At 65.1% G+C, this 26,548-nt stretch carries 25 protein-coding genes; 21 read left to right on the top strand and 4 right to left on the bottom strand.

Annotated elements, in window-relative coordinates:
* Window positions 1-185: 185 nt before the first annotated feature.
* The 6 genes from ybaL (at window position 186) to BM279_RS19625 (ending at window position 8,403) form a co-directional block, all read left to right on the top strand.
* Window positions 186-1,910, top strand: a complete 1,725-nt coding sequence (gene ybaL / locus BM279_RS19650) for a YbaL family putative K(+) efflux transporter (RefSeq protein ID WP_093506553.1) — start codon at window positions 186-188, stop codon at window positions 1,908-1,910.
* Window positions 1,911-1,999: 89 nt separating this feature from the next.
* The gene (locus BM279_RS19645; protein WP_093506551.1) at window positions 2,000-2,434 is read left to right on the top strand and encodes a DUF3301 domain-containing protein; all 435 of its coding nucleotides are present in this window, start codon (window positions 2,000-2,002) and stop codon (window positions 2,432-2,434) included.
* Window positions 2,435-2,490: 56 nt separating this feature from the next.
* Entirely contained in the window at window positions 2,491-4,254 is a 1,764-nt protein-coding gene (locus BM279_RS19640; RefSeq protein ID WP_093506549.1) for an ATP-binding protein, read from the top strand.
* A complete protein-coding gene (locus BM279_RS19635) occupies window positions 4,251-5,600 on the top strand; it encodes a sigma-54-dependent transcriptional regulator (protein WP_093506547.1) in 1,350 nt (449 codons plus the stop codon). Before BM279_RS19640 ends, BM279_RS19635 begins: the two co-directional genes overlap by 4 nt.
* Before the next feature lie 186 nt (window positions 5,601-5,786).
* The gene (locus BM279_RS19630; RefSeq protein WP_093506545.1) at window positions 5,787-7,091 is read left to right on the top strand and encodes an MFS transporter; all 1,305 of its coding nucleotides are present in this window, start codon (window positions 5,787-5,789) and stop codon (window positions 7,089-7,091) included.
* Window positions 7,092-7,194: 103 nt separating this feature from the next.
* Complete coding sequence (locus BM279_RS19625; protein ID WP_093506543.1) at window positions 7,195-8,403, top strand: hypothetical protein; 1,209 nt, start codon at window positions 7,195-7,197, stop codon at window positions 8,401-8,403.
* Between the two features lie 18 nt (window positions 8,404-8,421).
* Here the strand turns inward: BM279_RS19625 and BM279_RS19620 are convergent, their stop codons facing one another.
* Window positions 8,422-9,375: a CobW family GTP-binding protein gene (locus BM279_RS19620; RefSeq protein WP_093506541.1), complete on the bottom strand. Its 954-nt coding sequence runs from the start codon at window positions 9,373-9,375 to the stop codon at window positions 8,422-8,424.
* 98 nt (window positions 9,376-9,473) lie between these two features.
* Here BM279_RS19620 and BM279_RS19615 point away from each other — a divergent pair, with 98 nt between their 5' ends.
* Window positions 9,474-9,827: an NADH:ubiquinone oxidoreductase gene (locus BM279_RS19615; protein ID WP_093506539.1), complete on the top strand. Its 354-nt coding sequence runs from the start codon at window positions 9,474-9,476 to the stop codon at window positions 9,825-9,827.
* Between the two features lie 110 nt (window positions 9,828-9,937).
* On the opposite strand, the gene BM279_RS19610 is transcribed toward BM279_RS19615, so the two are convergent.
* From BM279_RS19610 to dksA, 3 genes are read right to left on the bottom strand one after another with little or no spacing between them, the layout of a single operon-like run.
* A complete protein-coding gene (locus BM279_RS19610; protein WP_093506537.1) occupies window positions 9,938-10,582 on the bottom strand; it encodes a DUF1826 domain-containing protein in 645 nt (214 codons plus the stop codon).
* Window positions 10,582-11,784: a zinc metallochaperone GTPase ZigA gene (zigA, locus tag BM279_RS19605; RefSeq protein WP_093506535.1), complete on the bottom strand. Its 1,203-nt coding sequence runs from the start codon at window positions 11,782-11,784 to the stop codon at window positions 10,582-10,584. The genes BM279_RS19610 and zigA overlap by 1 nt, the downstream gene beginning before the upstream one ends.
* 27 nt (window positions 11,785-11,811) lie before the next feature.
* Complete coding sequence (dksA, locus tag BM279_RS19600) at window positions 11,812-12,216, bottom strand: RNA polymerase-binding protein DksA (RefSeq protein WP_093506533.1); 405 nt, start codon at window positions 12,214-12,216, stop codon at window positions 11,812-11,814.
* 79 nt (window positions 12,217-12,295) lie between these two features.
* Between dksA and folE2 the strand changes: the two genes are divergently transcribed.
* From folE2 to BM279_RS19530, 14 genes are all read left to right on the top strand, one after another.
* Window positions 12,296-13,189, top strand: a complete 894-nt coding sequence (gene folE2, locus BM279_RS19595; protein ID WP_093506531.1) for a GTP cyclohydrolase FolE2 — start codon at window positions 12,296-12,298, stop codon at window positions 13,187-13,189.
* Between the two features lie 113 nt (window positions 13,190-13,302).
* Window positions 13,303-14,235, top strand: coding sequence for a 4-hydroxyproline epimerase (locus tag BM279_RS19590; protein ID WP_093506529.1), 933 nt, complete (start codon window positions 13,303-13,305; stop codon window positions 14,233-14,235).
* Window positions 14,232-15,347: an NAD(P)/FAD-dependent oxidoreductase gene (locus tag BM279_RS19585; RefSeq protein WP_093506527.1), complete on the top strand. Its 1,116-nt coding sequence runs from the start codon at window positions 14,232-14,234 to the stop codon at window positions 15,345-15,347. The genes BM279_RS19590 and BM279_RS19585 overlap by 4 nt, the downstream gene beginning before the upstream one ends.
* Window positions 15,340-15,576 carry a (2Fe-2S)-binding protein gene (locus tag BM279_RS19580; RefSeq protein ID WP_093506525.1) on the top strand — a complete coding sequence of 79 codons (237 nt, stop codon included), beginning with the start codon at window positions 15,340-15,342 and terminating at the stop codon, window positions 15,574-15,576. The genes BM279_RS19585 and BM279_RS19580 overlap by 8 nt, the downstream gene beginning before the upstream one ends.
* On the top strand, window positions 15,573-16,838 hold the full coding sequence (locus BM279_RS19575; protein ID WP_093506523.1) for an NAD(P)/FAD-dependent oxidoreductase: 1,266 nt from the start codon (window positions 15,573-15,575) through the stop codon (window positions 16,836-16,838). The genes BM279_RS19580 and BM279_RS19575 overlap by 4 nt, the downstream gene beginning before the upstream one ends.
* 635 nt (window positions 16,839-17,473) lie before the next feature.
* Window positions 17,474-18,223, top strand: coding sequence for an AraC family transcriptional regulator (locus BM279_RS19570; RefSeq protein ID WP_093506521.1), 750 nt, complete (start codon window positions 17,474-17,476; stop codon window positions 18,221-18,223).
* A gap of 221 nt (window positions 18,224-18,444) precedes the next feature.
* Window positions 18,445-19,263 carry an ABC transporter substrate-binding protein gene (locus BM279_RS19565; RefSeq protein WP_093506519.1) on the top strand — a complete coding sequence of 273 codons (819 nt, stop codon included), beginning with the start codon at window positions 18,445-18,447 and terminating at the stop codon, window positions 19,261-19,263.
* 97 nt (window positions 19,264-19,360) lie between these two features.
* Window positions 19,361-21,172 (top strand): cis-3-hydroxy-L-proline dehydratase, encoded by a 1,812-nt coding sequence (lhpI, locus tag BM279_RS19560; protein WP_093506517.1) that lies wholly within the window; start codon window positions 19,361-19,363, stop codon window positions 21,170-21,172.
* A complete protein-coding gene (locus BM279_RS19555; RefSeq protein ID WP_093506515.1) occupies window positions 21,165-21,830 on the top strand; it encodes an amino acid ABC transporter permease in 666 nt (221 codons plus the stop codon). Before lhpI ends, BM279_RS19555 begins: the two co-directional genes overlap by 8 nt.
* 9 nt (window positions 21,831-21,839) lie before the next feature.
* Window positions 21,840-22,490 carry an amino acid ABC transporter permease gene (locus BM279_RS19550; RefSeq protein WP_093506513.1) on the top strand — a complete coding sequence of 217 codons (651 nt, stop codon included), beginning with the start codon at window positions 21,840-21,842 and terminating at the stop codon, window positions 22,488-22,490.
* A complete protein-coding gene (locus BM279_RS19545) occupies window positions 22,483-23,205 on the top strand; it encodes an amino acid ABC transporter ATP-binding protein (protein WP_093506511.1) in 723 nt (240 codons plus the stop codon). Before BM279_RS19550 ends, BM279_RS19545 begins: the two co-directional genes overlap by 8 nt.
* A gap of 13 nt (window positions 23,206-23,218) precedes the next feature.
* Window positions 23,219-24,256, top strand: a complete 1,038-nt coding sequence (locus BM279_RS19540) for a trans-3-hydroxy-L-proline dehydratase (protein ID WP_093506510.1) — start codon at window positions 23,219-23,221, stop codon at window positions 24,254-24,256.
* 120 nt (window positions 24,257-24,376) lie between these two features.
* A complete protein-coding gene (locus tag BM279_RS19535) occupies window positions 24,377-25,324 on the top strand; it encodes a dihydrodipicolinate synthase family protein (protein WP_093506508.1) in 948 nt (315 codons plus the stop codon).
* 318 nt (window positions 25,325-25,642) lie between these two features.
* On the top strand, window positions 25,643-26,548 hold a 906-nt coding region (locus tag BM279_RS19530; protein ID WP_143103627.1), incomplete at its 3' end, for an aldehyde dehydrogenase family protein.

Raw genomic sequence — 26,548 nt, 5'->3', positions numbered from 1 at the left:
CGCGGCCTACAGCACCGACGAGGCAAGCCGACACATCTTGTATAAAGACCTTTTAGTTATAAGTAATATTTTAATATAAAATATCGGTCTTTATGGTCGGGCAATCCGACCCTGGCCGTTACGCTGTTCTGCGCGGTATCCGCTGCCGCGCAGGCATGCCAGGCCCTCTTCACCAAGGAGACCGCATGCCGCATCACACACCCTTGATTGCGACGATCGCTGCCGGCTTCGTGCTGGCCTACCTGTTCGGCAGCCTGGCCAACCGCCTGCGCCTGTCGCCACTGGTAGGCTACCTGCTGGCTGGCGTGATCGTCGGCCCCTTCACTCCCGGCTTCGTTGCCGATAAGGAGCTGTCCCACGAAATCTCCGAGATCGGCGTGATCCTGCTGATGTTCGGCGTGGGCCTGCACTTCTCGCTCAAAGACCTGATGTCGGTCAAACACATCGCTATCCCCGGTGCCGTGGTGCAGATCGCCGTCGCCACGCTGATGGGCATGGGCCTGTCCTGGGCGATGGGCTGGGGCTGGGGTGCCGGCCTGGTGTTCGGCCTGGCGCTGTCGGTGGCCAGTACCGTGGTGCTGCTGCGCGCCCTCGAAGAGCGCCAGCTGATCGACACCCGCCGCGGCAAGATCGCCGTCGGCTGGCTGATCGTCGAGGACCTGGTGATGGTTCTGGCCCTGGTGCTCCTGCCGGCGCTTTCCGGGGTGCTCGGCGGCATTCCCCAGGGCGACGGTTCCAGCAGCATCGGCATGCAGTTGCTGATCACCCTCGGCAAGGTCAGCGCCTTCGTGGTGCTGATGATCGTGGTCGGCCGCCGAGTCATTCCCTGGCTGCTGGAGCGCAGCGCTGGCACCGGTTCGCGCGAGCTGTTCACCCTCGCCGTGCTGGCCATCGCCATGGGCATCGCCTACGGCTCGGCGCAGCTGTTCGGCGTGTCCTTCGCCCTCGGCGCGTTCTTCGCCGGGATGATCCTCAACGAGTCGGAGTACAGCCACAAGGCTGCCGAAGATTCGCTGCCGCTGCGCGACGCCTTCGCGGTGCTGTTCTTCGTTTCGGTGGGCATGCTGTTCAACCCGGCGATCCTGCTCGAGCAGCCGCTGCTGGTGATTGGCACCTTCCTGGTGATCGTGCTCGGCAAGTCGCTGGCGGCGATGCTGATCGTGCTGGCCTTCCGCAAACCGCTGAGCACCGCGCTGACCATTTCGGTGAGCCTGGCGCAGATCGGCGAATTCTCGTTCATCCTCATCGGCCTGGGCATCGGCCTGAATCTGGTACCGGAAGCGGCGCGTGACCTGGTGCTGGCCGGCGCGATCCTGTCGATCCTCTGCAACCCGCTGCTGTTCCTGGTCATCGACCGCCTGCAGCCGTGGCTGGACCGCCGCGAGAACACCACTCCGGCTGACCTGGCCATCGTGGAGCCGGACGAAGACCACGACCTGCACCCGATTACCGAGACCGGCCACGCCATCATCATCGGCCATGGCCGTGTGGGCAGCCGCATCAGCCGGCGCCTGCGCGAGGAAGGCGTGCCGCTGGTGATCATCGACGACAACCGCACCCGCGCCCAGGAACTGCGCGAGGAAGGCTTCAGCGTGGTGCTCGGCAACGCCGCCAGCACTCACGTGCTGGAGCTGGCCAACGTCACGTCGGCGCGCTGGCTGATGATCGCCATCCCCAACAGCCTGGAAGCCGGGCAGATCGCCATTCACGGCCGCCAGGCCAACGCCGATCTGGACATCATCGCCCGTGCTCACTTCGACGATGAGGTCGACTATCTGCAGACCCACGAAGCCGATCTGGTGGTGATGGGCGAGCGGGAAATCGCCCGGGTGATGTTCGAGCGTCTTGGCCTGCAGGCGCCCGCGCCGGTTACCCCGCTGCCGGTCATCCCGCCCGGCCTGGCGAGCTGACGCCCAGGCAGTCCGACACCCGATTCACGGCGGCAACTGTCACCGTGGATCGGGTAAGCTGGGCGCTCCTCGTCACGAGTTCGCCTGCCATGCTGACCCTCGGCAACCTGTTCATCCTGATGCTGCTCGCTGCCGGCGCTGCCTGGCTGTGGCACGGCCACGGCATTCGCGAGCGCGCGCTGATCCGGGTCAAGCAGCATTGCGCCAAGCTGGATATCGAGCTGCTCGATGGCAACGTGGCCTTCCAGCGCTTCGGCATCGTCCGTGATGGCAGCGGCAATCGCCGCTTCGCGCGGGTCTATGGCTTCGAATTCACGGTAACGGGCGAACAGCGCCATGCCGGGCGCATCGTCATGTTCGGCGCCCACGTGGGCACCATCGAGCTCGATCCCTATCCGTTTCGCGAGCCGTCAGAGGCCTTGCCACCGGTAGTCGAAACGGCGCCAGCACCAGCGCCACGCAAGACCGGCCAGGTGATCGAACTGCAACAATGGCGCCGCGATCACCCCGCTTCGCGCGACTGACTGGCCTGGCCCCTGTGCTATCGTCGGCCGTCCACCTGCCTGGCGAACCTGCTGCAATGTCATCCCGCCCTCTGCGCATCGCGCTGCTGACCGCCCTGTTGCTGGCTGGCCTGTGCCTGAGTGCCTACCTGGCCGAACGCCAGGCCGAGCGCCAGCGCCTGCAGGAGGCAGGGCTACAGGCCCAGGAACAACTGGCTGCCTACGCCGGCACGCTGCAGACGCTGATCGACCGCTATCGTGCCCTGCCCGCCGTGCTCGCGCTCGACCCGGAACTGGTGGAGGCGCTGCAAAGCCCACTGACCCCGGTGCTGCAACATCGCCTGAACATCAAGCTCGAAGCCATCAATGCCGCCGCGCATTCCTCCACGCTGCAGGTGATGAACGCCGACGGCCTGGGCGTCGCGGCCAGCAACTGGCGTCTGCCGACCAGCTACGTCGGCCACGACTACAGCTTTCGCCCCTACTTTAGCGAAGCCCGTGAGCACGACACCGGTCGCTTCTACGCAGTGGGCGTGACCAGCGGGATTCCCGGCTACTTCCTTTCCCACGCGGTACGCGATGCACGCGGAAGGTTCCTCGGCACCGTGGTGGTCAAGCTGGAGTTTCCCGGCATCGAGCAGGCCTGGAGCCAGAGCCCCCACGTGTTGCTGGTCAGTGATCGCCAGGGCATCACCTTCATCGCCAACCGCCCGGCGTGGCGCTACCGCGAGCTGCAGCCGATTGCCGCGCCGGTGCGCGAAACCCTCGCCGCCACCCGTCAGTACGACAAGAAGCCGCTGGCACCATTGAGTTACCAACAGCGCCAGACCCTGGGCAATGACGGTCGCCTGGTGCGCGTCGTCAACCGCGAACTGGCCGGCGACTACCTGTGGGAAACCAGGGACCTGGCCAGCGAAGGCTGGACCCTGCACCTGCTACGCGATACCCGCAGCCTCGTCGGCAGCAGCTACACCGCGGCCCTGGCCGCAGGCGGTACCTGGCTGGCGCTGTTCCTGCTGGGCCTGGTGCTGCACCAGCGCTGGCGCATCGCCCGCCTGCGCCAGCGTACCGCCGATGAGCTGCAGGCTCTGGTCGAACAGCGTACCGCGGCGCTGCGTACCGCCCAGGACGGCCTGGTCCAGGCGGCCAAGCTGGCGGCGCTGGGGCAGATGTCGGCGGCGCTGGCCCATGAGATCAACCAGCCGCTCACCGCCCTGCAGGTGCATCTCGGCACCCTGCGCATGATCCTGGCCGATGGCGAACTGGAAGAAGCGCGCCAATCGCTGGTGCGCCATGAGGAACTGCTGCAGCGTATGGCCGCCCTGGCCGGCCACCTGAAAACCTACGCCCGCAAAAGCCCCGGTGGCCTGCGCGAAACCCTGGAACTGGGCGCCGTGCTCGACAAGGCCCTGCAGTTGCTGGAGCCGCGCCTGCGAGACGTTACGGTGCAAATCCAGCGCACGCCCGAGCAGCCGGCCTGGGTCGCCGGTGATGCCATCCGCCTGGAGCAGGTGCTGGTCAACCTGATCCGTAATGCGCTGGATGCCATGCAGGACTGCCCGGCGCCGCACCTGGGCCTGGAACTCGCGCTCGACGGCGATCACTGGCTGCTGCATGTCGACGACTCCGGCAGCGGTATCACCGCCGAGGCCCTGCCCCAGCTGTTCGATCCTTTCTTTACCACCAAACCGGTGGGCGACGGCCTGGGCCTCGGCCTGGCGGTTTCCTACGCCATCGTCCGTGAACTGGACGGCGACCTGCAGGCCGACAACCGTCCTGAGGGCGGCGCGCGGTTCACCCTGCGCCTGCCCGTCGCCACTGCCCCACAGGAGCTGCCATGAAACCCAGCGTGATATTCGTCGACGACGAGGCACCGATCCGCGACGCCGTGCGCCAGTGGCTGGAGCGTTCAGGCTTCGAGGTACACCTGTGCGCCAGCGGCCGCGAGTGCCTGGAGCGACTGCCCGAGGATTACCCCGGCGTGGTGGTCAGCGACCTGCGTATGCCGGGCATGGACGGCATGGCGCTGCTCGAACAGGTGCAGGCCCGCGACCCCGAATTGCCATTTCTGCTGGTCTCGGCCCACGGCGACGTGCCCCAGGCCGTGGAAGCCATGCGCCTGGGCGCCTATGACTTCATCGAGAAGCCGTTCACCCCGGAACGCCTGCTCGGCAGCCTGCGCCGCGCCCTGGAGAAACGCCAGCTGACCCGCGAGAACCACCAGTTGCGCCAGCAGGTCGAGCACAAGGACGAGCTGGCCGGGCGCCTGCTCGGCTCGTCCGCCACCATGGTACAGCTACGCCGCCAGGTGCTGGAGCTGGCACAAACGCCGGCCAACGTGCTGATGCGCGGTGAGACCGGTAGCGGCAAGGAGCTGGTCGCTCGCTGCCTGCACGACTTCGGCCCGCGCGCCAAGGGCCCCTTCGTGGCGCTTAACTGCGCGGCCATCCCGGAAAACCTGTTCGAAAGCGAGCTGTTCGGCCACGAAAGCGGCGCCTTTACCGGCGCTCAGGGCAAGCGCATCGGCAAGATCGAGCACGCCAACGGCGGCACCCTGTTTCTCGACGAAATCGAAAGCATGCCCCTGGGCCAGCAGGTCAAGTTGCTGCGCGTACTTCAGGAGCGCCAGCTGGAGCGGCTCGGCTCCAATCAGGTGATCAGCCTCGATTTGCGGGTGGTCACCGCCACCAAGCCGGACCTGCACGAGCGCGTGCGCGAGGGCAGCTTTCGCCAGGATCTGCTCTACCGCCTCAACGTCGCCGAGCTGCAACTGCCGGCATTGCGCGAGCATCGTGAGGACGTGCCGCTGCTGTTCGAGTACCACGCCCGGCAGATCGCCGAGCGCTTCGAGCGGCCGCTACCACCGGTCACCCCGGCGCTGCTCGCTCAGTTGCTGGCCCACGACTGGCCGGGCAACGTTCGCGAACTGGTCAACGCCGCCGAGCGGCACGTGCTGGCGCTGCCCGCGTCGGCCAGCCAATCGGCCACTGTGGATACCTCCCTCAGTGCACGCATGGAAGCCTTCGAGGCGCAGTGCCTGCGCGAGGCCCTGGCCAGTTGCCACGGCGACATGAAGCAGGTCACCGAACTGCTGCAGCTGCCGCGCCGTACCCTGAACGAGAAGATGCAGCGCCACGGCCTGCTGCGCACCGACTTTCTCGACAGCGAGCAGCAACCTGCCAGCTGAGCCGCACCTGGCAGTTTTCCGCTAGCACTCGAGCTGCACTGGCGGATTCCCGCTAGCAAAACCTCCGTCGATCTCGCCGAAAGGCCCGTACCACGGGCCTTTCGCACCCTGGCACAGCCCCTGCAATGGGCCCTGCCAGCGCCGTCTCCGGCGTACAAGAATAACGACGAGATCGAGGTTCCCCTGATGGAAAGCACCAACACGCTGTCTGCCTCTGCGCCCGCGCGCACCACGTCCCAACGCGTCAAATCGATTTTCAGCGGTTCGGTCGGCAACCTGGTCGAGTGGTACGACTGGTACGTCTACGCCGCCTTCTCCCTGTACTTCGCCAAGGCCTTCTTCCCGCAAGGCGACCTGACTGCCCAGCTACTCAATACCGCCGCAATCTTCGCCGTGGGCTTCCTGATGCGCCCGATCGGCGGCTGGCTGATGGGCATCTACGCCGACCGCAAGGGCCGCAAGGCTGCGCTGCTGGCCTCGGTGCTGCTGATGTGCTTCGGCTCGCTGATCATCGCCCTGACGCCCAGCTATGAAACCATCGGCGTCGCCGCACCAGTCTTGCTGGTAGTTGCACGGTTGCTGCAGGGCCTGTCGGTTGGTGGCGAATACGGCACCTCGGCCACCTACCTCTCGGAGATGGCCACGAAGGAGCGCCGCGGCTTCTTCTCCAGCTTCCAGTACGTGACGCTGATCTCCGGCCAGCTCATCGCCCTGGCGGTGCTGATCATCCTGCAGCAGACCCTGACCGTCGAACAGCTGGAAACCTGGGGCTGGCGCGTACCGTTCGTGATCGGTGCGCTGTGCGCGGTAGTGGCCATGTACCTGCGTCGCGGCATGGAAGAAACCGACTCGTTCAAGAAGACCGAGGCGCCGAAGGAAAACATCATGCGCACCCTGCTGCGCCATCCCAAGGAGCTGCTCACCGTGGTCGGCCTGACCATGGGCGGCACCCTGGCCTTCTACACCTACACCACCTACATGCAGAAGTACCTGGTCAACACCGTGGGCATGAGCAAGAACGACTCGACCATGATTTCGGCCGCCACGCTGTTCCTGTTCATGCTGCTGCAACCATTGGTCGGTGCGCTTTCCGACAAGATCGGCCGTCGCCCGATCCTGATCGCTTTCGGCGTACTGGGCACGCTGTTCACCTACCCGATCCTGACTACCCTGCACACGGTGCAGAGCTGGTGGGGGGCGTTCTTCCTGATCATGGCGGCGCTGATCATCGTCAGCGGCTACACCTCGATCAACGCGGTGGTAAAGGCCGAGCTGTTCCCCACCGAGATCCGTGCCTTGGGCGTCGGCCTGCCCTATGCGCTGACCGTGTCGATTTTCGGCGGCACCGCCGAGTACGTGGCGCTGTGGTTCAAGAGCGTGGGCATGGAGAGCGGTTTCTACTGGTACGTGACCGGCTGCATCGCCTGCTCGCTGCTGGTGTACATCACCATGAAGGACACCCGCACCCACTCGCGGATCACCACCGACTGATACGCCTGCTCGCGCCGCCCAACGGAGGCGGCGCGGCCTATTCCGGGTGAGGGTGAAAATCGCTTAACGTGACGCGCTGTCGATGCTGCCCAGGCGCTTCACCATGATGAGATACGGCTTCGGCCTGCTGTTGAGCGCCCTGTCGGCGCTGCTGATCACCACCCTCGGCCTGCTGGTGCTGACCGACAGCAGCGCCGCCATGCTCGCCGTACTGGCTGCCGTCTATCTCGCCTTGCCGCTGCTCGGCCTGCTGCTAATCACCTGGACTTACTACCTGTGGCGTGACCGCGCCGCGATGCCCGGCCAGGCCCACGCACTGATGCTGCTGCCCAGCCTGGCCGCCGTGCTGATCGTGCCGCTGGTCTTTACGGCCGGGCAATTGGGCAGCCAGGCGTTTTCCGCACAGCACCCGCCCATCAGCGAAGTGCACATCAACCTGACGGGCCAGGACCTGTGGCTAGACGCCTCGGGCACCAGCACCAGCTCGGGCGGCAGCGCCAACCTGCCGATGGCGGGCAGTGAGCCCGAACGCCTGCTGGTCTGGACCCGCTGGCCGGACGAACAAGCCATCGCCCAGGGCCGCTTTCCCTATGAAGGCACCCGGCTGAAGGCCAACGTCGATAGCATGGCCCGGCAACTGGGCGGCAGCGAGGAAAACACCCTGGCACCCGCGCCGCTGCGCATGACCACACCCGTCCCCGCAGCCGATGAGCTGCCGCTGGTTTATCAGTATTACCACTACCCTGATCGCATCGAAGCCGCCGCCGCCCTGGCCCGCACCTCGAACCTGGAAACCAGCCGCGCGCGCAGCCTGCGCCATGCGCCGGTGCTGATATCGGCGGCCAACCTCAGCGAGCAAACCCTGGTGCGTGTGGAGATCGACGGCCAGGCGCTGGCCATGGATATCTGGGGCCGGGCGCTAACACCGACCCGCGACTGCTATCACGGCTACCCGAACCTGGGGCCGGCCCTGCTGCCGCTCGACGCGCCCTGGCAGGTGCGCTGGCAGGAAGCCGAGGCACCCGGCGTCTGGCACCAGGCCACGGTCAGCCTGCCAGCGCTGGAAATGACCGTCGATCAGCAGAAACAGGCCCGCCTGCCGCGGGTGCTGCTGTACATCACCAAGGACCGACAGGTGCTGGCCGAGCGGTTTCAGGAAATCGAACTGGCCGACGACCGCCTGGGTGTCGCCAATACCGGCGTTCCGCCGGGGCTGCCCGGGGCCGCGCCCTGCGGTTCGGCCCTAGAGCGTTACAACCTGAATAATGTCACGCCGCTGTCGGAGCCCTGGCGAGCATCGCGCCGCGGGTGACGCCCTGAGCTGCCGAATCTAGAGCCGGCAGGCCGCCATGCCGGCCCGCAATGTCGCTTCGTCCTGAGCATTGGTGAAGATCAGCTCCAGCCGCGAATCCTTGCGCCACTCGCTGTTCTGCCAATGCAGCGCCTGGCCTTGCAAGGCATTGGCCGACAGCCAGCCGGCATTGGTGTGCAGCACCAGCTTGGCGCGCCGCCAGGCCAACGTCGCCAGCCATTGCTGGATGGCCAACAGGTCGAAGCGCTGGCTAGAGTGCCAGCGCCAGCCGATGCTCCAGCCTTCGGGCTGATTCTGGATCAGGCAGATCGGCTCATCCGCGCTACGCCAAACCATAGACGGTGGGAGTGCTCCATCGGGCAACGCGCCGCCCGGACCCGCCGCGCGCGTTTCGGCCTGGGGCAGCCGCTCGAACGGTAGGCGGCCCTGGCTGGTCCAGTACGGTACCAGCGGCAGTTCGGCCTCCAGCCGCACACGGCTGGCGTCATCCAGCCCCTCACTCTTGTTCAGTACCAGCAGTCGGGCATGGGCCAATGCCTCACGCTGGCTGCCCGCCAGCGGCTCACCGGCAGCCAGTGCAGCGGCGTCGAGCACCATCACCAAGGGTTGCACGGCCAGCACGCCTTCCCAGGGCACCTGGCCAAGCTGTTCGAGCAGGCTCAGCGGATGACCGAGCCCAGACGGTTCGATGAACAGCCGATCCGGTTTGGCCTTGCGCAGCAGCCGGCCCAGGCCGACCTGGAACGGCACACCGTTGACGCAGCACAGGCAGCCACCGGCCACCTCGCTGAAACTCAGGCCATCTTCGTCACGAGCCAGCAGGGCGGCGTCAAGACCTATCTGCCCGAACTCGTTGATCAGCACCGCCCAGCGCTCATGGGCAGGCCGCTGCGCCAGCAACTGATGGATCAGGCTGGTCTTGCCGGCGCCCAATGAGCCGGCGATCAGGTGGGTAGGGATCTGCTTCATCATGGCGCTATGGTGAAGGCTCCGCGCCCCTGGGGAAAGCCCGGCTTGCGCTGATCGAGCGGCCCACCTAAAGTCGCCGCATCTCTAATGGAGTCGTCACGATGCGCCGTTTGCTGCCCCTGCTGTTGTGTTGTCTGTCCGGTCTGGCCTGGGGCGAAGCCTGCGTGGTGCACAGCCAGGCCGAGCGGCTGGACGTGAAAGTTTGCCAGCAGAATCGCAGTATTCCGCCGAACCTGTTCCGCACCGGTTTCTGTCAGCCGCAGCTCAAGGGCCAGAAGGTCGATGTCAGCTTCGTCGAGCAATGCCCGGTCGGCGCCTTCGGTGTGTGCCGCAACGCCCGGGTGGGCGGCACGCCTTACCAGCAGGACATCCACTACTACGGCGTCGCCGAAGACGCCACCTACCTCAAGCCCTTCTGCGAAAGCCAGAGCAAGGGTGTGTGGATGGCTTACTGAGCCGTCATTCAATCGTCATCTCTATCGGCGTTAATACAGTCTCTCTTGGCTGCCGGACAGGCCCGGTGGCGATGTTGCTGCGCCCAGGCGCAGCATTTTTTTGCACGCGATTAAGCCAGCCAGTCCAGGGTGAGCAGCAGGCGACGCTCACCGGCCGGCAAGGCCGGCGAGCGATGGATCAGCCCGCGCCCTTCGTTGCCCACCCAGCGCTCGCCCTTGACCAGCGCCACGTGGCCACAGCCGATCTGCTCGACCACCGCGCCCTCCCTCGGCAACGCCTGTGTGCCGCCCAGCAGCTGACGCGGCAGCTCGCCTTCGGCCAGCCACTGGCTACCGGGGCCGGCGTAGCTGGTGATCAGCCGTAGCGGCACATGGTCGACGTGAAAGCGCGGGCACATGGCGCCATCCAGCGCGCGCAGGCGCAGGCCGATACGCCGCGCATCGAGCAGGCAGGCATAGGCACGTACCAGCCAGGCCACATCCGCCAGAAATGCCGCCTGGCCGGGTAGATCGCTGTAGCCGCTGAGCATCCCGTGCAGCGCCGGCTCGGCTTCCGGGTCGGCCAACTCGATGCTCAGCGATTCAGCCAGCGGCTCGCCCTGAGCCAGCAGGCTGCCGGCGAATGCGGTGAGGTGTTCGGGCAGTTGGCGCTGCCAGACCGCCAGGTTGACGTCATCACGCAGGGCCTCGCCCAAGACGTCGATGCGCTCGCTGCTGACCTGCAGTGGCGCCGGTTTGATCTTCAGCGCCAGCATCACGCGGCCTCCTGCCAGGGGCCGAACGGGTCGGGCAACTGCCGCCAGGCCTCGGTGCCGGCGGCCATTTCCGCGTCGGTCAGCAAGCAGGCGTCCAGCTCGGCGTGCAGCTGATCGAAGTCGATGTGCTGGCCGATGAACACCAGCTCCTGGCGGCAATCGCCGCTGGCCTTGTCCCACTGGCGGATGATGCCCTTGAGTTCTTCCTCGTCCTGGGGCCACTGGCTCTTCGGCACGAAGCGCCACCAGCGCCCGGCTAGGCCATGGCGCATCAGGCCGCCGGCCTGGGACCAGCTGCCCGCCTCCTGATATTTGCTGGCCAGCCAGAAGAAGCCCTTGGAGCGCAGCAGCCGGCCATTGGTCCATTCGCGGCTGAGGAAATCGAAGAATCGCTGCGGGTGGAACGGCCGCCGCGCCCGGTAGGCGCTGGATGCGATGCCGTATTCCTCGGTCTCCGGTACGTGCTCGCCACGCAACTCCTTGAGCCAGCCGGGCGACTCGGCAGCGCGCTCGAAGTCGAACAGGCTGGTGTTGAGAATGGCCTCCAGCGGTACCGCGCCCATGCTCATCGGCACGATCCGGGCGCGGGTGTTGAGGCGGCGCAGGATGGCGGTCAGCTCTTCGCGCTCGGCCTGGCTGATCAGGTCGATCTTGCTGATCAGCAGTACGTCGGCGAACTCGATCTGCTCGATCAGCAGGTCGGTGATCGAGCGCTCGTCTTCCTCGCCCAGGGTTTCACCGCGGCTGGCCAGGCTCTGCGCGGCCTGGAAGTCGGGCAGGAAATTCACCCCATCGACCACAGTGACCAAGGTATCCAGCCTTGCCAGGTCGGCCAGGCTCTGGCCCTGCTCGTCGCGAAAGGTAAAGGTCTCGGCCACCGGCAGCGGCTCGGAAATGCCGGTCGACTCGATCAGCAGGTAGTCGAAGCGGCCATCACGGGCCAGCTTGCTGACCTCGTCGAGCAGGTCTTCGCGCAGGGTGCAGCAGATGCAGCCGTTGCTCATCTCGACCAGCTTCTCTTCGGCGCGGTTGAGGCTGACACCCTTCTGCACCTCACTGCCATCGATGTTGATTTCACTCATGTCGTTGACGATCACCGCGACGCGCAGGCCATCGCGGTTCTTCAGCACATGGTTGAGCAGGGTGCTCTTGCCGGCCCCGAGAAAGCCGGAAAGCACGGTAACGGGAAGGCGGTCGGGCATGGCGGGGGTCCTCATCGGCATCAGGGTTCACAGGTCACGTTGGTGGCGTTCGCGCTGTTCTTCGCGCTCTTTCGCTTCGATACACAGGGTGGCGGTAGGCCGCAGCAGCAGGCGCCGCAGGCCGATCGGCTCGCCGGTTTCCCGACACCAGCCGTACTCGCCCCGAGCCAGGCGCTCGAGGGCCTGGTCAATCTTGTCGAGCAGCTTCTTTTCCCGCTCCAGCAGGCGCAGTTGCCATTGGCGCTGTTCTTCGCGGCTGGCGATATCGGCCTCGTCGGCGGGGCGCTCCTGCTCGCGCAGCTCGCCGAACTCGTCGTCGATGCGCTGCTGCAGTTCCTTGCGTTGGTGGGTGAGCAGGTCACGGAAAAACGCCTGCTGAGCGTCGTTCAGGTAGGCCTCGGCGGGCTGGGCCAGCAATTCATCGGCAGTCATGGTGGGTTCGAACTCGATTTAATTGTTATAACATAACATTAAATCAAATATTGTCATGCCGAACATTCAGAGGAAGCCAATGAACAACTCGACCACGCTGCCCGATATCGCCGCACAACGCAGCGCTCACGCCAACGTGCCACTCGATTGGGTAGGTATGGGCGGCATCGCCCTACCGGTGCTGCTGGGCGAGCAACCAATCAATGCCCAGGTGGACGCTGGCGTCAGCCTGGATGACGGCCAGAGCCGTGGCATCCATATGTCGCGCCTGTACCTGGCCCTGGCCGCGCTGCAGGGCGAACCGCTGTCGCCAGCCCTGCTGCGCTATGTGCTGGAAAACTTTCTGGTCAGCCATTACGGCCTGTCGCACTGTGCCTACCTGGAGTTGCGTGGCGACTGGCTGCTCTCGCGCCCGGCGCTGGTCAGCCCGCTGGCCGGTTACAAGGCCTATCCGCTGACCATCAATGCACGCCTCGATCCTGCAGGCTTTCATTTGGAGCTGGGCCTGCGCGTAGCCTATTCATCGACCTGCCCCTGCTCCGCCGCCCTGGCCAGGCAATTGATCCAGCAGCGCTTCGCTGCCGACTTCGCGAACCGGCCGCTGGATTTCGACGGCCTGCACGCCTGGCTGGGCAGCACCGGCATCGCTGCCACGCCCCACAGCCAGCGCAGCGACGCGAACATCCGCGTGCGCTTACCTGACGAGGCCAACGACCTGCCTTTTCTGGCCCTGCTCGATAGTGCCGAAGCCACCCTGGGCACCGCCGTACAAACCGCCGTCAAACGCGCGGACGAACAGGCCTTTGCTCTGGCCAACGGCCAGAATCTGATGTTCTGCGAGGACGCCGCCCGCCGGCTGTACCAAGCGTTGTTAAAGATGCCGGGCATCGACGCGTTCCATATCCAGGTGACCCACGCCGAAAGCCTGCACGCCCATGATGCGGTGGCGCGCGTCAGCCATGGCTTGTGCTGAAGCCCGCCTGGGCTATGCCGATTTCGTCATCGCGCTGGTGCAAATCCCTCAAGCCGCGCGTCTCGTCCGGCGTCACCCTGTAAGCCTTCGAAGGGCATACAGGCGCAGCGTCCATGAAACGCATCGAGGTGATCGACTCTCATACCGGCGGCGAGCCGACTCGGCTGGTAGTCAGCGGCTTTCCCGATCTCGGCACGGGCAGCATGGACGAGCGCAAACAGCTGCTGGCCACCGAGCATGACCACTGGCGTACGGCGGCGGTGCTCGAGCCGCGTGGCAGCGATGTGCTGGTCGGCGCCCTGCTCTGCGAGCCAGTGGATCCCGATGCCTGTGCCGGTGTGATCTTCTTCAACAACTCCGGCTACCTCGGCATGTGCGGGCACGGCACCATCGGCCTGGTGGTATCGCTGGCCCATATGGGCCGCATCGGCGCTGGCGTGTACAAGATCGAAACGCCGGTGGGCACGGTCGAGGCGACCTTGCATGAGGATCGCTCGGTCAGCGTGCGCAACGTGCCGTCCTACCGCTTTCGCCAGGCCGTCGAGCTACAGGTGCCGGGCTACGACCTGGTGCGCGGCGATATCGCCTGGGGCGGCAACTGGTTCTTCCTGATCGCCGACCACGGCCAGCGCATCGCCGGCGACAATGTCGAGGCGCTGACCGCCTACACCTATGCAGTGCAGAAAGCGCTTGAAGATCAGGGCATTCGCGGCGAGGACGGCGGCCTGATTGATCATATCGAGCTGTTTGCGGATGACGATAAGGCGGACAGCCGTAATTTTGTCCTTTGCCCAGGCAAAGCCTACGACCGCTCGCCCTGCGGCACCGGCACAAGCGCCAAGCTGGCCTGCCTGGCTGCCGATGGCAAGCTGCAGCCCGGCGAGACCTGGCGCCAGGCCAGCGTGATCGGCAGCCTGTTCGAGGGCTCGTACCAGTGGCAGGGCGACAAGGTGATTCCAACCATCCGCGGCCGCGCCCATATCAGCGCCGAAGCGACCCTGCTGCTCGATGCGGACGACCCGTTCGCCTGGGGCATCCGTCCGTGACGCCAACGCGGGTCGCCGATGTGATCGTTATCGGCGCCGGCATCATCGGCGCGGCCTGCGCCCGCGAGCTGGCGCGCCGCGGCCAGCAGGTGCTGGTGATCGATGCCGGCCTGCACGGCGCTACCGCCGCCGGCATGGGTCATTTGCTAGTTCTCGATGACAACCAGGCCGAACTCGATATCAGCCGCTACTCGGTGAACCGCTGGCGTGAGCTGGGCCCGCAATTGCCGGACGACTGCGCGTATCGCAACAACGGCACCCTGTGGTTGGCCGCCAACGAAGAAGAGCTGGCGGCGGCAGAAGCCAAGAGCGGCAACCTGCGCGCCGAGGGAATACGCTGCGAGATGGTGCCCGGCCACGCGCTGCAGGCCATGGAGCCGATCCTGCGCGACGGCTTGCACGGCGCCCTGCGCCTGCCCGACGACGGCATTCTCTACGCACCGAACACTGCACGCTGGATGCTCGACAACCCGCGCATCACCCGGCGGCGCGCCAAGGTCACGGTACTGGACGGCAACCGCGTGCGCCTCGAAGACGGCAGTTGGCTAGGCGCCGATGCCGTGGTGCTCGCCAACGGTATTCAAGCCGTGGAGCTCTGCCCGGAGTTGCCCATCGCGCCGAAGAAAGGCCACCTGCTGATCACCGACCGTTACCCGCACCCGGTCACCCACACCATCACCGAGCTGAGCTACCTGACCAGCGTGCACAACAGCAGTGGCGCCTCGGTGGCCTGCAACATCCAGCCACGGCCGACCGGACAGCTGTTCATCGGCACCTCGCGGCAATTCGACACCCTCGACCCCGAGGTCGACGGCTGGTTGCTGGCGCGCATGCTCAAGCACGCCGCGAGCTATGCGCCGGGCCTGGCGCAACTCAATGGCATCCGCGCCTGGGCCGGCTTTCGCGCCGCCACACCGGACGGCATGCCGCTGATCGGCGAACACCCTGCGCAGCCTGGCCTGTGGCTGGCGGTCGGCCATGAGGGGCTGGGTGTTACCGCGGCGCCGGCTACCGCCGACCTGCTCGCAGCGCTGCTGTGGGGCGAGGCCGAGCCCATTCCGGCTGCCGCCTATGCGCCCCGACGTTACCTTGGAGAAACTGCCCATGCCTGACCTGCACCTCGATGGACGCCCGCTCAGCGTCGCGCCGGGTACCACGGTCGCCGCCGCGCTTGCCCTGGGCGGCGACGGCAGCGCACGTACCTCGGTAATCGGACAGCGCCGGGCACCGCTATGCGGCATGGGCATCTGCCAGGAGTGCCGGGTAACCGTCGATGGCATGCGCCGCCTGGCCTGCCAGACCCTGTGCCGCGATGGCATGCAGGTGGAGACACGGCCATGAGCGAACAGGCTGACGTACTGATCATCGGCGCCGGCCCGGCCGGTCTGTCGGCCGCCCTGGCCGCTGCCAACGACGGCGCACGGGTGGTATTGGTCGACGACAACCCGCTGCCCGGCGGGCAGATCTGGCGCGATGGTGCGCAGGCCAGGGTGCCGGCCCAGGCTCGCCAGTTGTGCGACGCTGTGGATAACCACGCCACCATCCAGCGCCATGCTGCGACGCGGGTGGCGGCCAGGGCCGGCAGCACTAGCCTGCTGGTCGAAAATGCCGAGCGCGGCTGGGTGATCGACTATCACCGGCTGATCCTGTGCACCGGGGCACGCGAGTTGTTACTGCCGTTTCCTGGCTGGACGTTGCCCGGAGTAACCGGTGCCGGCGGCCTGCAGGCACTGATCAAGGGCGGCTTGCCGGTGGCCGATGAGCGCACCGTGATTGCCGGCAGCGGCCCGCTACTGCTGGCCAGCGCCAGCACCGCGAAACAGGCCGGCGCTCAGGTGCTACGCATTGCCGAGCAGGCCTCGACAAGCGCAGTCGCAGCCTTCGCCCTGCAACTGCCGCGCTGGCCGCACAAGCTGCTGCAGTCCTTCGGCCTGTTCGATGGCGGTTATCGCCCTGGTACACGCATCGTCGCCGCGCTGGGACAGGATCGCCTGGAAGGCGTGCGCCTGCAGCGCGGCGGCGAAATTGAAGAGCTGGAGTGCGAGCGTCTTGCCTGCGGTTTCGGCCTGATTCCCAACGTGCAGCTGGGGCAGGCGCTCGGCTGTGCCCTGGGCAGCGCCGCCATCAAGGTGGACGCCTGGCAGGCGACCGATATGGCCGGCATCTACGCGGCGGGCGAATGTACCGGTTTCGGCGGCAGCGAACTGGCCCTGGTCGAAGGTCGCATTGCCGGCCACGCCGCTGCCGGCAACCGCGAGGCCGCGCGGCGGATGTGGCCAGCCCGTGCCCGCTGGCAGCACTTTGCCGATGCGCTGAACAAACACTTCGCGCTGGACCCCGCACTCAAACGCCTGGCGCAACCAGACACCCTGCTATGCCGCTGCGAAGACGTTCCCTACGCCGCCGTAGCAGCCCACGACAACTGGCGCGAAGCGAAACTGGCGACCCGCTGCGGCATGGGCGCCTGCCAGGGGCGAATCTGCGGCGGCGCCACGCAATACCTGTTCGATTGGCAGCCTGCCGCGCCGCGCCCGCCATTCACACCAACGCGAATCGACACCCTCACACTGCTGGAAGAATCGGCCCAGAGCAGCTCACCGTGAGCGTGGCGCTTATTTTAATCGCGGGCCAGCCGCACACCTCAAACGGTAACAAAGCGGGTAGCGCGGTAACGCTTTTGTGCTCCACTGCACAGTCAGAAAAATACCGAAAATATTAAGTCATTGATAAATAACGATATTTAAAAATTGGCACAGGTTATGCTCTATCTCCCGCACAACAAAAATAACAAGACACATCTGATAACAAGAACAAGACAACGGCTCTAGCATAAGAAAGACAAAAACGCAGAGACGCAGCTAACTGATTTCTTTGGAGAGGACCGCCCTCGGGCTTGTACCGCAACCGGGTCGAGAACAATAAAACTGCTTTGCAAGGCAGCGACAGACGGGTTGGATCTACGGATCACGGCAACATCAGCGTCCAAACAAATCCGTTCGCTCTTGGCCTCCTTTGGAGGCCTCGGCTAAAACAAGAACAATAGGCCGTTAGCACTAACAAGAACGATGATTCGAACAAGATTTAGGGGAGCCTCGGCTCCCCTTTCTGCTTTCTGGCGCTCTCGCCGGCCGCCTCGCCTTCGCACCACAAATCCTTGCAGACCCACAGGCTCAATTAGCTGCCCGTCTTGCAATAACGCGCTAGGCTCTGCACCTATTCAAACTGTCTGCAGCCAGCCATGCACAGCCTGCTCCCGAACTCGCCTCATCCCGACCTGCCGACATTGATCAGCACCCTCATGCAGATCGAGCCGTTGCTCGATGCCATGCCCGAGGTAGTGTTCTTCATCAAGGACACGCAGACCCGCTACGCCTTGGTCAACCAGACTCTGGCCCAGCGGCTGGGCTTCAAGAGCAAAGACAAGCTGGTGGGGATGACCGCCGAACAGGTGTTCCCTGCCAGCTTCGGGCCCTCCTACACAGCGCAGGATCGGCGCGTGCTGGATGACGGTAGCCAGCTCGACGACCAGCTGGAGCTGCACCTTTATTACGGCAACCAGCCGGTCTGGTGCCTGACCCACAAGCTGGCGCTGCGCAATCGGTGTGGAGACATCATCGGCCTGGCCGGCATCTCCCGGGATGTACAGCTGCCACAATCGGGCCATCCCGCCTACCCGAAGCTGGCTGCGGTGGATGCCTATATCCGCGAGCACTTCGCCCGGCCAATCAGCCTGGCCGAGCTCACCGAGCTGGCCGGATTATCAGTGGCGCAACTGGAGCGTCACTGCAAACGCATCTTCCAACTCACCCCGCGACAGATGATCCACAAGGCCCGCCTTGGCGAGGCAAGTCGCCTGCTGCAGCACGACCTGCCAATCACCGAAATCGCCCTGCGCTGCGGTTACACCGACCACAGCGCCTTCAGCCGCCAGTTCCGTGCGCTTACCGGACTGACGCCTAGCCAGTTCCGCGAATCCCACGCCGGCTGATACCACCGGTGTTCCGAAACAGGGCGACAGCGCCTGGACTTCGCTCCCATCTGTAACACCCGACCTGCGCTCTAGACTGCCCCGTTTACGCTTCATTCCCTCTGGAGCCGCCACAGTGCGCGGCCTGTAGCTCCATGCTGCAGAACAGGCACAACGGTTGCATATTAAATATCGTATACGAAATTTCCTATAACGATTGTCTGCACCGTTTCGAGGCTCCTATGAAAAATCCCGCTTTTGCCGTAGCCCTCAGCGCAGTACTCAGCACCACCCTGATCGGCACCGCTCACGCCGACAAACTCGACTCGATCATCGAGTCCGGCAAACTCCGCTGTGCGGTAACCCTGGACTTCCCACCCATGGGCTCGCGTGACGACAAGAACCAGCCGGTCGGCTTCGACGTCGACTACTGCAACGACCTGGCGAAAGTTCTCGGCGTCGACGCCGAAGTGGTGGAAACACCGTTCCCGGATCGCATACCGGCGCTGGTTTCCGGCCGCGCAGACGTGATCGTCGCCTCCACCTCCGACACCCTGGAGCGTGCCAAGACGGTGGGCCTGACCGTGCCCTACTTCGCCTTCCAGATGGTCGTACTGACGCGGGACGATACCGGCATCAACAAATACGAAGACCTCAAGGGCAAGGCCGTGGGTAACACCAGTGGTACCTACGAGGCCATCGCCCTGGAGAAGGACGTGAAAGCCTGGGGCGACGGCAGCTTCCGCGCCTATCAATCGCAGAACGACACCATCCTGGCTGTCGCTCAGGGCCACATCGCCGCCACCGTGGTCACCAACACCGTGGCCGCGGCCACCCTCAAGTCCGGCAAGTACAAGGGCCTGAAAGTGGTCGGTGACGCGCCTTACGTCGTCGATTACGTGTCCCTGGCGGCCAAGCGCGACGAGTACGGCCTGATCAACTACCTCAACCTGTTCGTCAACCAGCAGGTGCGCAGCGGCCGCTATGACGAGCTGTGGAAGAAGTGGGTCGGCGACGAAATCAAACCGGCCAATCTGACCGTGCCAGGCGTGTACTACTGATCAATGCACCACTGCGCCGCCAGTGGCGGCGCATTCCACCCATTTTTCGCTCGCGTGCCCCGGTGGCGCCGAGCTTTTGCCTAAGGCGGAGCCCTTGATGACAGCAGTCGCGGATCACACCTCGCCCGCCCCCGAAGCGGGCGCGCTCCAGGGCCGCAGCCTGGTCGCCGGGCGCGCCGAGGGTGAGTTGCTGTTCGCCGAGATGGGCCTGAGTTTCTGGGGCGGCGTCGACCCGTTCACGGGCGAGGTGATCGATCGTCATCACCCGCTCAGTGGCCAGAACCTGGCGGGCCGTGTGCTGGCGATTCCCAGCGGCCGCGGCTCCTGCACCGGCAGCAGCGTGATGATGGAGCTGCTCAGCGGCAAGCACGCGCCTAGCGCCGTGGTGCTCGCCGAGGCAGACGAGATCCTCACGCTGGGCGTGCTGGTAGCTGAACTACTGTTCCAGCGCTCCATTGCCGTACTGTGCATCGGCCATGAAGCCTTCACCCGCTTACGCGGCCAGGCTTACGCCCGCCTCGACGGTGAGCGACTGCAGCTTTATCCACAGCGCCCTGCCGATGCCCGGCCAACAGGTGTGGCTTCAATACATCAGCAGCCGCCTTTCGCCAGCGCCCTGCAACTGAGCGAAAGCGACCGTGGCCTGCTCGACGGCAGCCACGGCAAGGCCGCACAGGTGGCCATGCAACTGGTACTGCGCATGGCCGAACTGCAGGGTGCCAGCGAACTGCTGGATGTCACCCAGGCGCATATCGACGGTTGCATCTACACCGGTCCGGCCAGCCTACGCTTCGCCGAGCAACTGGTGGCCTGGGGCGCCAAGGTACGGGTACCGACTACCCTCAACTCGATTTCCGTGGATCAGCGCCGCTGGCGTGCTCTGGGCATAGACGCCGCCTTCGGCGAACCGGCCAGTGCACTCGGCGATGCCTACATGGCCATGGGTGCCCAGCTCAGCTTCACCTGTGCGCCTTACCTGCTGGACAGCGTGCCCGCCGAGGGCGAGCAGATCGTCTGGGCCGAGTCCAATGCGGTGGTCTACGCCAACAGCGTGCTCGGGGCACGCACCCTCAAATACCCCGATTATCTGGATATCTGCATCGCCCTCACCGGCCGTGCTCCCAAGGTCGGCTGCCACCTCGACGAGCAGCGCATGGCCAGCCTGCAGATCGAGTTGCCCGCGCTCGCCGAACTGGACGACGCCTTCTACCCGCTGCTCGGCTACCACGTCGGCCTGCTCTGCGGCAGCCATATTCCGCTGCTACGCGGCCTGGAAAACGCCGGGCCGAGCCTGGACGATCTCAAGGCCTTTGGCGCTGCCTTCGCCACCAGCTCGGCAGCGCCGCTGTTCCATATCGCCGGGGTTACCCCGGAAGCCCGCGACCTACAGCAGGTTATCCACAACCACAGAGAACTTCCGACCGAACGGGTCAGCCTCGCCGATCTGCGCCGCAGCTGGGATGAGCTGAACAGCGCTGATGAAGCCGAGGTGGGCCTGATCGCCCTCGGCAATCCGCATTTCTCGCTCAGCGAATTCGCCCGCCTCGCCGAACTCAGCGCAGGCCGCAGCAAGCACGCTCAGGTGAGCCTGGTGATCACCTGCGGCCGGGCGATTCACGAGCAGGCCCGCGCGTCCGGTTACCTCGCCGTGCTGGAGGCCTTTGGAGCAACGCTGGTCACCGACACTTGCTGGTGCATGCTCGGCGAGCCGGTGGTGCCGACTACCTGCCGCACCCTGATGACCAATTCGGGCAAATACGCCCATTACGCGCCAGGGCTGGTCGGCCGCTCGGTGCACTTCGCCAGCTTGGCCGAGTGCGTCGACGCCGCCTGTTCGGGCCAGGCCAGCGGCCGTCTGCCGCGCTGGCTGCAATCGGCTTCCCCTGTGGAGAACCCCACGCATGTTTGATTACACCTTCCATTGGCGCCAGGCCTTCAAGGCGCTGCCCGACATGCTCGCCGGCGCCTGGGTGACCTTCGAGACGGCCGCCCTGTCGATGATCTTCGGGGTGCTCATCGCCCTCGCCCTGACGGTGATGCGTGAGCTGAAAAACCCCGTGGCCCGCGGCTTCGCCAACACCTGGGTATCCATCGCGCGTAACACGCCATCGTTATTCCAGATTTACATCCTGTACTTCGGCCTGGGCTCGATGGGCTGGCACGTCAGCTCCTGGGTCGCCCTGCTGGCCGGCATCACCTTCAACAATGCCGGCTACCTGGCAGAAAACTTCCGTGGCGGCCTCAAGGCCGTGCCCGGCACCCAGGTGCGTGCCGCCCGCTCGCTGGGCATGAGCGCCTTTCAGGCCTACCGCATGATCGTCGTGCCGCAGCTGCTGCGCATCGTCTTCTACCCGCTGACCAACCAGATGGTCTGGGCCGTGCTGATGACCTCGCTGGGGGTGATCGTCGGCCTCAACAACGACCTCACCGGCGTTACCCAGGACTACAACGTCAAGACCTTCCGCACCTTCGAGTTCTTCGCCATCGCGGCGGTGCTGTATTACCTGATCGCCAAGGCGATCGTAGCGGTTGCCCGGCTGCTGGCCTGGCGCCTGTTCCGTTACTGAGGATCGCTCATGTTCGATACCAGCTTCACGTGGAACGATTTCCTCTACCTGCTCGACGGCGCCTGGGTCACTCTGCAACTGACCTTCTGGGCCATCCTGCTGGGGTCCTTCGCCGGTCTGCTGTTCGGCCTGCTGCGTGCCCTGCTGCCGCGGGCCACCCTGCCGCTGGCCTGGGTGCTCGATGTCTTTCGCAGCGTGCCACTGCTTATCCAGTTCGTGCTGTTCAACTCGTTCAAGAGCATCGTCGGCATCGACATCAACGCCTTCGCGGTGGGCTGCATCGTGCTGGGCATCTATGCCGCCGCCTACTTCACCGAGATCGTGCGCAGCGGCGTGCTCTCGGTGCCATTCACCTTGCGGCGCGCCAGCCGTTCCCTGGGCCTGAGCTATGTGCAGGACCTGCGCTACATCGTGCTGCCGATGGCCACGCGGGTGGCCTTCCCCGGCTGGCTGAACCTGGTGCTCAGCGTGATGAAGGACACCGCGCTGGTGATGTGGATCGGCATTGTCGAGCTACTGCGCGCCTCGCAAACCATCGTCACGCGCATTCAAGAGCCGTTGCTGGTGCTGTGCATCGCCGGCCTCATCTACTACGTCATGAGCCTGGTAGTCGCCCAACTGGGCGCACGGCTGGAAAAAAGGTGGCAGGAAAATGATTGAGATCGACAATGTACACAAATCCTTCGGCAGCCTGGATGTGATCAAGGGCGTCAGCCTGACCGTCAACAAGGGCGAGGTGGTGTCGATCATCGGCGGCTCCGGCTCCGGCAAGTCGACCCTGCTGATGTGCATCAACGGCCTGGAGTCGATCAAGAGCGGCAGCATCCGCGTCGACGGTACCGAAGTTCACGCGCCGGGCACCGACATCAACAAGCTGCGGCAGAAGATCGGCATCGTGTTCCAGCAGTGGAACGCCTTCCCGCACCTGACGGTGCTGGAAAACGTCATGCTGGCGCCGCGCAAGGTGCTTGGCCTGAGCAAGCAGGAAGCCGAGGCCATCGCCGTGCAGCAGCTTACCCACGTGGGCCTGGCCGACAAGCTCAAGGTGTTTCCCGGCAAGCTCTCCGGCGGCCAGCAGCAGCGCATGGCGATTGCCCGCGCCCTGGCCATGAGCCCCGATTACATGCTGTTCGACGAGGCCACCAGCGCCCTCGACCCGCAACTGGTCGGCGAGGTGCTCGACACCATGCGCATGCTCGCCGAAGACGGCATGACCATGGTGCTGGTGACCCACGAGATTCGCTTTGCCCGTGATGTGTCCGACCGTGTGGCGTTCTTTCGCAACGGCCTGGTGCACGAGATCGGCGCGCCCGAGCAGGTGCTCGGCAACCCGCAACGACCGGAAACCGCCGACTTCCTCAAGTCGGTTCACTAAAGAGGACGGCCCCGTGCGCTCCAGCAAAGTCATTCATGTGGTCAGCTGCCATGCCGAAGGCGAGGTTGGCGACGTCATCGTCGGCGGCGTCGCGCCACCGCCTGGCGAGACCCTGTGGCAACAGTCGCGCTGGATCGAGCAGGACGACTTCCTGCGCAATTTCGTGCTCAACGAACCGCGCGGTGGCGTATTCCGTCACGTCAACCTGCTGGTGCCGGCGAAGAATCCCAAGGCGCAGATGGGCTGGATCATCATGGAGCCGGCCGATGTGCCGCCGATGTCCGGTTCCAATTCGCTGTGCGTGGCCACCGTGCTACTCGACAGCGGCATCCTGCCGATGACCGAACCGCAGACCTTCCTGACCCTGGAAGCGCCCGGTGGCCTGGTGGAAGTGATCGCCGACTGCAAGGGCGGCAAGGCCGAGCGCGTCGAGGTGAAGAACGTGCCCTCGTTCGCCGACAAGCTCGACGCCTGGATCGAGGTCGAAGGCCTGGGTTCGCTGCAGGTCGATACCGCCTACGGTGGCGACAGTTTCGTGATCGCCGATGCACACCACCTGGGCTTCGCCATACAGGCCGATGAAGCGGCCGATCTGGTCGCTGTGGGCCTGCGCATCACTCAGGCCGCCAATGACCAGCTCGGTTTCCAGCATCCGCTCAATCCGGACTGGAGCCATATATCCTTCTGCCAGATCGCCGCGCCGGTGGTGCACGAGAACGGCGTCGCCACGGGCGCCAACGCGGTGATCATTCGCCCCGGCAAGATCGACCGCTCGCCCTGCGGCACCGGCTGCTCGGCGCGCATGGCGGTGCTGCATGCCAAAGGCCAGCTGGCGGTCGGCGAACGCTTTATCGGCCGTTCGATCATCGGCTCCGAATTTCACTGCCGCATCGACTCGCTGACCGACGTGGCCGGTCGCCCGGCGATCTACCCCTGCCTATCCGGCCGCGCGTGGATCACCGGAACTCACCAGCACCTGCTCGACCCGAGCGACCCCTGGCCAACGGGCTATCGCCTGTCGGATACCTGGCCGGTGGAGCTGAAGCTGTAAGACTTGCTGAAGATTTGAAACTGCCGGTTCGCCGGCGCAACAAACGGGCATAACGCCTACCAACTACGACATTTTTCTTTCGTATACGAAATACTTTGAATGCGCCCAGGAGGCAACACCATGAATAGCAGCATCTTCACCGGCACCATTCCCGCGCTAATGACCCCCTGCACCGCCGAGCGCACGCCGGACTTCGACGCCTTGGTGCGCAAGGGCAAAGAGCTGATCGAGGCCGGCATGAGCGCGGTGGTCTACTGCGGTTCCATGGGCGACTGGCCGTTACTCACCGAAGCCCAACGCCAGGAAGGGGTGGCGCGCCTGGTCGCTGCCGGCATTCCGACCATCGTCGGCACCGGTGCGGTGAACAGCCGCGAAGCAGTTTCCCATGCTGCCCACGCCGCCAAGGTTGGCGCCCATGGCCTGATGGTCATCCCGCGCGTGTTGTCCCGAGGTGCTTCGCCAGCCGCTCAGGAAGCCCACTTCGCTGCAATTCTCGAAGCAGCTCCGAAACTGCCGGCAGTGATCTATAACAGCCCGTACTACGGCTTCGCCACCCGCGCCGAGCTGTTCTTCAAGCTGCGCCGCAAGTATCCCAACCTGATCGGCTTCAAGGAATTCGGTGGCGCCGCCGACATGCGTTACGCCGCCGAGCACATCACCTCCCAGGATGAGAACGTGATTCTCATGGCCGGCGTCGACACCCAGGTGGTGCATGGCTTCGTCAATTGCGGCGCGACTGGTGCCATCACCGGGATTGGTAACGCTCTGCCGCGCGAAGTGCTGCAACTGGTCGAGCTGAGCAAGCAGGCCGCCAAAGGCGACGCCGTCGCCCGCCGCCGCGCCCTGGAGTTGTCCGAGGCGCTGAACGTACTGTCTTCCTTCGACGAAGGCACCGACCTGGTTCTCTACTACAAGCACCTCATGGTGCTGGGCGGCGACCAGGAATACGCCCTGCACTTCTATGAAACCGATGCCCTCAGCGACGCCCAGCGCAACTACGCCGAGACCCAGTACACCCTGTTCCGCCAGTGGTACGCCAACTGGTCAGTCGAAAACAACATCGCCTGATCGCTGTACGTCGGCCGGATGCGTCCAGCGCATCCGGCCGAGCGGGCTCGCAGTGGTCGGCAACCTGCGAAGTTCAGCGGGTAGATCACCTTGCCTGCCCACATCTGCCGAGATGATCATCCAGATACTCATATCGGCCGCTGATCAAGCCTGGCGCTGCGCCTTTCCGCTCGGCCTACCCAAGCCCTGCTCATTGGAATATGGCGGCTAAAGCGTTCAGTACGCCGCAAGAAAAATAGCAGACTTGCGCAACTGATCAGACATCGTACAATCAAAGCCTTTTCGTACGTGTTCATTCGTCCCCAACAGGAGCTAACAATGCCCGCTACCATCGGCCACAACATCATCGGCGGCGCGTACAGCGCAGCCGGCTCCGTAGTCCACAAGAGTCACGACGCCACTACTGGCGAAGCCCTTTCCTACGATTTCATCCAGGCCACCCCTGAAGAAGTCGATGCTGCTGCCAAAGCTGCTGCTGCTGCCTATCCCGCTTACCGCAGCCTGTCGGCCGAGAAGCGCGCCGTGTTCCTCGACGCCATCGCCGACGAGCTGGATGCCCTGGGCGACGACTTCGTCGCCACCGTAACCCGCGAAACCGCCCTGCCGACCGCCCGTATCCAGGGTGAGCGCGGCCGCACCAGCGGCCAGATGCGCCTGTTCGCCAAGGTGCTGCGCCGCGGCGACTTCTACGGTGCGCGTATCGACCGTGCCCTGCCGGATCGCCAGCCGCTGCCGCGCCCGGATCTGCGCCAGTACCGCATCGGCCTGGGCCCAGTTGCCGTGTTCGGTGCCAGCAACTTCCCGCTGGCCTTCTCCACCGCCGGCGGTGACACCGCCGCCGCGCTGGCCGCCGGTTGCCCGGTAGTGTTCAAAGCCCACAGCGGCCACATGACCACTGCTGCCCACGTGGGTGAAGCCATCCTGCGCGCCGCCGAGAAAACCGGCATGCCCAAAGGTGTGTTCAACATGATCTACGGTTCGGGCGTTGGCGAGGCGCTGGTCAAGCACCCGGCCATCCAGGCCGTCGGCTTCACCGGCTCGCTCAAAGGCGGTCGCGCCCTGTGCGACATGGCCGCGGCACGCCCGCAGCCGATCCCGGTGTTCGCCGAGATGAGCAGCATCAACCCGGTCATCCTCCTGCCGGAAGCCGCCAAGGCGCGTGGCGAGAAGATCGCTGGCGAGTTGGCCGGTTCGGTGGTCATGGGCTGTGGTCAGTTCTGCACC

The sequence above is a fragment of the Phytopseudomonas straminea genome (assembly GCF_900112645.1).
In the GTDB taxonomy this organism is placed as follows: Bacteria; Pseudomonadota; Gammaproteobacteria; order Pseudomonadales; family Pseudomonadaceae; genus Aquipseudomonas; species Aquipseudomonas straminea.
This window is presented reverse-complemented; position numbering and strand designations above follow the sequence as displayed.